The organism is Pseudomonas sp. 44 R 15 (assembly GCF_900004965.1).
Lineage (GTDB): Bacteria > Pseudomonadota > Gammaproteobacteria > Pseudomonadales > Pseudomonadaceae > Aquipseudomonas > Aquipseudomonas orientalis_A.
This window is the reverse complement of record NZ_CVTU01000099.1, coordinates 38283-45451: the sequence shown is the minus strand read 5'-3', so window position 1 is coordinate 45451 and position 7169 is coordinate 38283. Positions and strand designations below refer to the sequence as shown.

Annotated in this window: 5 protein-coding genes; 3 read left to right on the top strand and 2 right to left on the bottom strand. The window is 59.4% G+C overall.

Annotated elements, in window-relative coordinates; translation table 11 throughout:
• Positions 1-210: 210 nt before the first annotated feature.
• Positions 211-834, bottom strand: coding sequence for a TetR/AcrR family transcriptional regulator (locus tag BFP93_RS16395; RefSeq protein ID WP_065893885.1), 624 nt, complete (start codon positions 832-834; stop codon positions 211-213).
• A gap of 213 nt (positions 835-1047) precedes the next feature.
• On the bottom strand, positions 1048-2424 hold the full coding sequence (locus BFP93_RS16390; RefSeq protein ID WP_003176781.1) for a glutamine synthetase family protein: 1377 nt from the start codon (positions 2422-2424) through the stop codon (positions 1048-1050).
• 597 nt (positions 2425-3021) lie between these two features.
• Here BFP93_RS16390 and BFP93_RS16385 point away from each other — a divergent pair.
• From BFP93_RS16385 to BFP93_RS16375, 3 genes are all read left to right on the top strand, one after another.
• Complete coding sequence (locus tag BFP93_RS16385; protein WP_057723413.1) at positions 3022-4380, top strand: glutamine synthetase family protein; 1359 nt, start codon at positions 3022-3024, stop codon at positions 4378-4380.
• 57 nt (positions 4381-4437) lie between these two features.
• Positions 4438-5802: an aspartate aminotransferase family protein gene (locus BFP93_RS16380; protein WP_065893884.1), complete on the top strand. Its 1365-nt coding sequence runs from the start codon at positions 4438-4440 to the stop codon at positions 5800-5802.
• A 148-nt stretch (positions 5803-5950) separates the two neighbouring features.
• Positions 5951-7045: a polyamine ABC transporter substrate-binding protein gene (locus tag BFP93_RS16375; protein ID WP_065893990.1), complete on the top strand. Its 1095-nt coding sequence runs from the start codon at positions 5951-5953 to the stop codon at positions 7043-7045.
• The last annotated feature ends 124 nt before the right edge of the window (positions 7046-7169 follow it).

The following is a 7169-nucleotide window of genomic DNA, read 5'->3' as shown; positions in this document are numbered from 1 at the left end:
TCCATGGCCCAGTGCGGCTAACCCGGCGTCCTGCCGGGTTACCCACGGATTCAAGCCTGCGTTCGGCCAGCGTGGTTTAACGGGGCGCCTAAGACCAAGATCAAAAGCCAGATCAAGAGCGACTCGCTTCGCATCGTGGTTACGGTTGGGTGCTACGCAGGTGTGTAGATACCTATGCCCCCGATGACGCCGGCCCAGCCAACACAAGACTCAGCGCTTGGGCAGGTAAGCCGGCAAATAAAGCCCCACATACGCATCAAACACCCGCATGCCTTCCTGCGCCATGCGCGGCGTAATCTGCCCATGCTGATGCACCGAGCGCGCATACACGCGGTCGCTCAATTCAAGCGCCAGGGCGAACACATCCACATCGCTCGGTAGTGTCGGCACTTCAAAGTGGCGGTTGAATACCGCCAGCATCAAATCGCCGAGTTCCAGGTCATGCTGACGATCCGCCTGGGTCACTTCAGTCAACCCATGCTGGGCCAGGATCAACTGGCGCGCGGCGGCGTCATGGCTGTAGATGGCGAGCATGCGCTGCTCGACGATGCAGGACAGGTCGCGCCAGGTCTTGAGCGAGTCGTGTTCGATGGGCGCCTGGATGGCCGCGCGAAAGGCGGCGTGCACATCGGCCGTCAACGCCTCCAGCAGTGCCGGCACGCTGGCGAAAAAGTGGTACACCGACGATGGCGGGATCTGCGCCCGTTCGGCCACGCTGTAGATCGACAAACCGGCCACGCCTTCGGCCGCCAGCAAGGCGCGGGCGGCGTCCAGGATCGCGTCGATCCGCGCTTGACTGCGGGCGCGAGGTTTGCGAGGGGCGGCGGTTGTCATGGAAGTCTCCTACAAGGCAGCGGGCATTGTACGCGACCCTAGGATCGTTCCCACGCTCTGCGTGGGAATGCCTCACTGGACGCTCCGCGTCTGCTCTTGGGACGCGGAGCGTCCCTTGATGCATTCCCACGCGGAGCGCGGGAACGAGAGTGCAGCGCAAAAAAAACGCCACAGACCCTCAAGCCTGTGGCGTTTCTTCAACACCGCAACCGCTTACACGGTATGCAGGTACCAGTTGTACTCAAGGTCGGAGATGGAGTGTTCGAACTCCTCCAGCTCGCTTTCCTTACAGGCGACGAAGATATCGATGTATTTGGGATCGATGTACTTGGCCATCACCTCGCTGTCGTCCAACTCGCGCAGGGCATCGCGCAGGTTGTTCGGCAGGCTCTGTTCGTTCTGCTCGTAGCTGTTGCCTTCCACGGGCGCGCCCGGTTCGATCTTGTTGGTCAGGCCGTGGTGCACGCCGGCCAATACCGAAGCCATCAGCAGGTAAGGGTTGGCATCGGCGCCGGCCACGCGGTGTTCGATGCGCACCGCATCGGACGAGCCGGTCGGTACACGAATCGCCACGGTGCGGTTGTCCAGGCCCCAGCACGGCGAATTCGGCACGTAGAACTGTGCGCCGAAACGGCGGTAGGAGTTGACGTTGGGGCACAGGAACGCCATCTGGGCGGGCAGGGTCTCGAGCACACCGCCGATCGCGTGACGCAATGCGGCGTTCTGCTCGGGATCCTCGCTGGCAAAAATGTTCTTGCCGTCCTTGTCCAGAATGGAGATGTGCACGTGCAAACCGTTGCCTGCCTGGCCCGGGTAAGGCTTGGCCATGAAGGTGGTGTCCATCTCATGGTCGTAGGCGATGTTCTTGATCAGGCGCTTGAGCAGTACCGCGTAGTCGCAGGCCTTGATCGGGTCGGCGACGTGGTGCAGGTTCACTTCGAACTGCGCCGGGGCACTTTCCTTGACGATGGCATCGGCCGGGATGCCTTGCTCCTTGGCACCTTCCAGAATGTCCTGGAGGCAGTCGACGTATTCGTCGAGGTCGTCGATCAGGTAGACCTGTGTCGAATGCGGGCGTTTGCCGGAGATCGGCGAGCGCGGCGGTTGAGGGCGGCCGTTCACGTTCTCCTGGTCGATCAGGTAGAACTCAAGCTCGAAGGCGGCGCAGATGGTCAGGCCCATGTCGTCGAACTTGCTCACCACTTGGCGCAGTACTTCGCGTGGATCAGCGAAGAAGGGTTCACCTTCGAGTTCGTGCATGGTCATCAGCAGTTGCGCGGTAGGGCGCTTTTGCCAGGGTTCATTGCACAGGGTGTCGGGGATTGGATAACAGATTCGGTCAGCATCGCCGATGTCCAGGCCCAGGCCGGTGCTTTCCACCGTCGAGCCATTGATATCCAGGGCAAATAAAGAGGCAGGCAGGTTAATGCCCTTCTCGTAAACCTTGTGGAGGCTGGTGCGTTCGATGCGCTTGCCGCGCACCACACCATTCATATCCGCAATTAGAAGGTCTACGTACAGAACCTCAGGATGATCCTTAAGGAACGCGTTCGCTTCGTTAAGCTGAACGGCACGCGGGGGTACCGACATGATGCAACACCTTTGTTGTTAAAAATATCAATCATTGATCTTTTCTGGTTTCAGTCAACCCGAACGGCATGCCGAAGTCAAGCGAGGCCTTTTTTGCCCTAAAAAAGCGCCGTGGCGCCTTTTTTGGGGCTTTTTAGAGCGGTTTTTTGGGTTTCAGGGTCTTGGGACCAGCCGGCTTGAGCGGGCCGTGTTGTATTTTTTACGGGGGTGTTGTGTAAGAAAATGAACAAGGCTAAGCTCGATTCAAACCCATAACAGCAATAATATCGGGGTGCTTCATGTTTCACCTGCCACCATTGGGTGTCTATGCCTGCTCGAACCGGGCGTTGTCCGCAGTCCTTTCGTCCCGCGTCAATGCTCGCGCACCGGCTAATATTCTTGACGGCCGGTCCGGCCTCTTCTTTGCCATCTCATCCGCCACTGACAAGCCCTTGTCCACCTCGCCGATCAAAATTGCGCACAACTTTGGCGTGAGGAATGCAACGTTGCAGCAAATGGCAGGTAAGCTCCTACCCTGAATGAACACACGACGCGGATGCTGCGTCAACCAACGCCTGGCCTTTAACGGATGCCAGGAAACCCAGCCCAGAGGCATTTATGAGTAACAACCTCGACCAGCTCACCGATTGGTTGAAAGACCACAAGATCACAGAAGTCGAATGCATGATTGGCGACCTCACCGGCATCACCCGGGGCAAGATTTCGCCGACCAACAAGTTCATCGCCGAAAAAGGCATGCGCCTGCCCGAAAGCGTTCTGTTGCAGACCGTGACCGGCGACTATGTCGAAGACGACATCTATTACGAATTGCTCGACCCGGCCGACATCGACATGATCTGCCGCCCCGACCAGAACGCGGTATTCCTGGTGCCCTGGGCCATCGAGCCGACCGCCCAGGTGATCCACGACACCTACGACAAGCAAGGCAACCCGATCGAGCTGTCGCCGCGCAACGTACTCAAGAAAGTCCTCAAGCTCTACGCCGACCGTGGCTGGCAGCCTATCGTGGCGCCGGAGATGGAGTTCTACCTGACCAAGCGCTGCGAAGACCCGGACTTCCCGCTGCAACCGCCGATTGGCCGTTCCGGTCGACCGGAGACGGGGCGCCAGTCCTTCTCTATAGAAGCCGCCAACGAATTCGACCCGCTGTTCGAAGACGTCTATGACTGGTGCGAACTGCAGGAGCTGGACCTCGATACCTTGATCCACGAAGACGGCACCGCACAGATGGAAATCAACTTCCGTCACGGCGATGCGCTGTCCCTGGCCGACCAGATCCTGGTGTTCAAGCGCACCATGCGTGAAGCCGCGCTCAAGCACAATGTGGCCGCCACCTTCATGGCCAAGCCCATGACCGGCGAGCCCGGCAGCGCGATGCACCTGCACCAGAGCATCATCGACATCGCCACCGGCAAGAACGTGTTCTCCAACGAAGACGGGAGCATGAGCCAGCTGTTCCTCAACCATATTGGCGGCCTGCAGAAATTCATCCCCGAGTTGCTGCCTTTATTCGCCCCCAACGTGAATTCATTCCGCCGCTTCCTGCCCGACACCTCGGCGCCGGTGAACGTGGAATGGGGTGAAGAAAACCGCACCGTGGGCCTGCGCGTACCGGATGCCGGGCCGCAGAACCGCCGCGTGGAAAACCGCTTGCCGGGCGCCGACGCCAACCCGTACCTGGCGATTGCCGCCAGTTTACTGTGTGGCTACATCGGCATGGTCGAAGGCCATAACCCGAGCGCACCCGTGGTGGGCCGTGGTTACGAGCGGCGCAACCTGCGCCTGCCGCTGACCATCGAGGACGCCCTGGAACGCATGGAAAACAGCAAGACCATCGAAAAATACCTGGGGCAGAAATTCATCACAGGCTACGTCGCGGTCAAGCGGGCCGAGCATGAAAACTTCAAGCGCGTGATCAGTTCGTGGGAGCGGGAATTCCTGCTCTTCGCCGTCTGATGCGCCGGGCGCGCCTTCACATGGCGCGCCCTTCACCGAAAATTCCAGGAGATCGGTATGTCCAGCAACAACCCGCAAACCCGTGAATGGCAAGCCTTGAGCAATGATCACCACCTCGCGCCGTTCAGCGACTTCAAGCAATTGAAAGAGAAAGGCCCAAGGATCATCACCAAAGCCCACGGCGTCTACCTGTGGGACAGCGAAGGCAACAAGATCCTCGACGGCATGGCCGGCCTGTGGTGCGTGGCGATCGGTTACGGTCGCGATGAACTGGCCGACGCCGCCGCCAAACAGATGAAAGAACTGCCGTACTACAACCTGTTCTTCCAGACTGCCCACCCGCCGGTACTCGAACTGGCCAAAGTCATTTCCGACGTCGCACCGGCCGGGATGAACCACGTGTTCTTCACCGGTTCCGGCTCCGAAGGCAACGACACCATGTTGCGCATGGTCCGCCACTACTGGGCGATCAAGGGCCAGCCGAACAAGAAAATCATCATCAGCCGCAAGAATGGCTACCACGGTTCCACCGTGGCCGGCGCCAGCCTGGGCGGCATGACCTATATGCATGAGCAGGGCGACCTGCCGATCCCGGGCATCACCCACATCGCCCAGCCGTACTGGTTTGGCGAAGGTGGCGACATGAGCCCTGAAGAATTCGGGATCTGGGCCGCCAACCAGTTGGAAGAGAAGATCCTGGAACTGGGCGTGGACAACGTCGGTGCCTTTATTGCCGAGCCGATCCAGGGCGCCGGTGGCGTGATCGTGCCGCCTGACAGCTACTGGCCGCGCATCAAGGAAATCCTCGCCAAGTACGACATCCTGTTTGTCGCCGACGAAGTCATCTGCGGCTTCGGCCGTACCGGGCAGTGGTTCGGCAGCGATTTCTACGACCTCAAGCCACACATGATGACCATCGCCAAGGGCCTGACGTCCGGCTACGTCCCCATGGGCGGCCTGATCGTGCACGACGACGTGGTGGCCGTGCTCAACGAAGGCGGCGATTTCAACCACGGTTTCACCTACTCCGGGCATCCGGTGGCGGCGGCGGTGGCCCTGGAAAACATCCGCATCCTGCGCGATGAAAAAATCGTCAGCCGCGTGCATGAAGAAACGGCACCGTATTTGCAGAAACGTCTGCGGGAACTGGCCGACCATCCACTGGTGGGTGAAGTGCGCGGTGTGGGTATGCTCGGTGCGATCGAGTTGGTGCAGGACAAGGCCACGCGCAAGCGCTACGAAGGCAAGGGCGCCGGCATGATTTGCCGAACCTTCTGCTTCGAAAACGGCCTGATCATGCGCGCCGTGGGCGATACCATGATCATTTCGCCGCCGCTGGTGATCAGCAAGGCTGAAATCGACGAGCTGGTGACCAAGGCCCGCCAGTGCCTGGACCTGACGTTGGCGGCATTGCAGGACTGAGTAGATAAATGTGGGGGCCGGTTGAAAGGGGGCCCCCGAACTTGCCAGACTGTCGTCCTGTTTTGTTGCCCTTTGGCTGGGCCCGAAACATTTACTACGTGCGGCCCAAAAAGAAAAATCGGAGCATCATCCAATGAAGGCATTAGGTTTGAAAAACGCTGGCAAGACCCTCCTCGCCTTGTCCCTGATGGGCGCAATGGCGGGCGTGGCCCAGGCGGACAATAAAGTCCTGCACGTCTACAACTGGTCCGACTACATCGCACCGGACACCATCGCCAACTTCGAAAAGGAGTCGGGCATCAAGGTGGTGTACGACGTGTTCGACAGCAACGAGACCCTGGAAGCCAAGTTGCTGGCAGGCAAGTCCGGCTATGACATCGTCGTACCGTCGAACAACTTCCTGGCCAAGCAGATCAAGGCCGGCGTGTACCAGGAGCTGGACAAGTCCAAGCTGCCTGAGTACAGCAACCTGAACAAATCCCTGCTCAAGGCCGTGTCGGTCAGCGACCCGGACAACAAGCACGCGTTCCCGTACATGTGGGGCTCGATCGGTATCGGCTACAACCCGGAGAAGGTCAAGGCCGCGCTGGGCGTGGACAAGATCGAGTCGTGGGATGTGCTGATGAAGCCGGAAAACATCGCCAAGCTGAAAAGCTGCGGCGTGAGCTTCCTCGATTCGCCGACCGAAATGCTGCCGATTGCGCTGCATTACCTGGGCCTGCCGACCGACACCCAGAAGAAAGCCGACCTCAAGCAAGCCGAAGACCTGTTCCTGAAAATCCGTCCTTCGATTGGCTACTTCCACTCGTCCAAGTACATCTCGGACCTGGCCAACGGCAACATCTGCGTGGCCGTGGGTTACTCGGGTGACATCCAGCAGGCCAAGTCCCGTGCGGCTGAAGCCGGTGGCAAGGTCAAGGTGGCCTACGACATTCCGAAAGAAGGCGCCGGCAGTTTCTTCGACATGGTCGCCATCCCGAAAGATGCTGAAAACGTCGAAGCCGCCTACGCGTTCATGAACTACCTGCTCAAGCCGGAAGTGATGGCTTCGATCACCAACAGCGTGCGTTTCCCGAACGGTAACGAGAAAGCCACCGCACTGGTCGACAAAGACATCACCAGTGACCCGGGCATCTACCCGTCAGCAGAAGTGCAGGCCAAGCTCTACGCCATTGCCGACCTGCCGGCTGCAACCCAGCGTGAAATGACCCGCAGCTGGACCAAGATCAAATCGGGCAAGTAACGCACAAAACCTGTAGGAGCGAGCTTGCTCGCGAAAAATTCAAGAGCGCTGCGGGGTGCCTGATGCCCCGCATGAGCGTTGACGACCTTCGCGAGCAAGCTCGCTCCTACAGTTAAATGACAGA

Excerpts from the sequence above, each read along its gene's own strand:
- BFP93_RS16385 (WP_057723413.1), top strand. The coding sequence starts at position 3,022 with ATGAGTAACAACCTCGACCAGCTCACCGATTGGTTGAAAGACCACAAG.
- BFP93_RS16390 (WP_003176781.1), bottom strand. The coding sequence starts at position 2,424 with ATGTCGGTACCCCCGCGTGCCGTTCAGCTTAACGAAGCGAACGCGTTC.
- BFP93_RS16380 (WP_065893884.1), top strand. The coding sequence starts at position 4,438 with ATGTCCAGCAACAACCCGCAAACCCGTGAATGGCAAGCCTTGAGCAAT.
- BFP93_RS16395 (WP_065893885.1), bottom strand. The coding sequence starts at position 834 with ATGACAACCGCCGCCCCTCGCAAACCTCGCGCCCGCAGTCAAGCGCGG.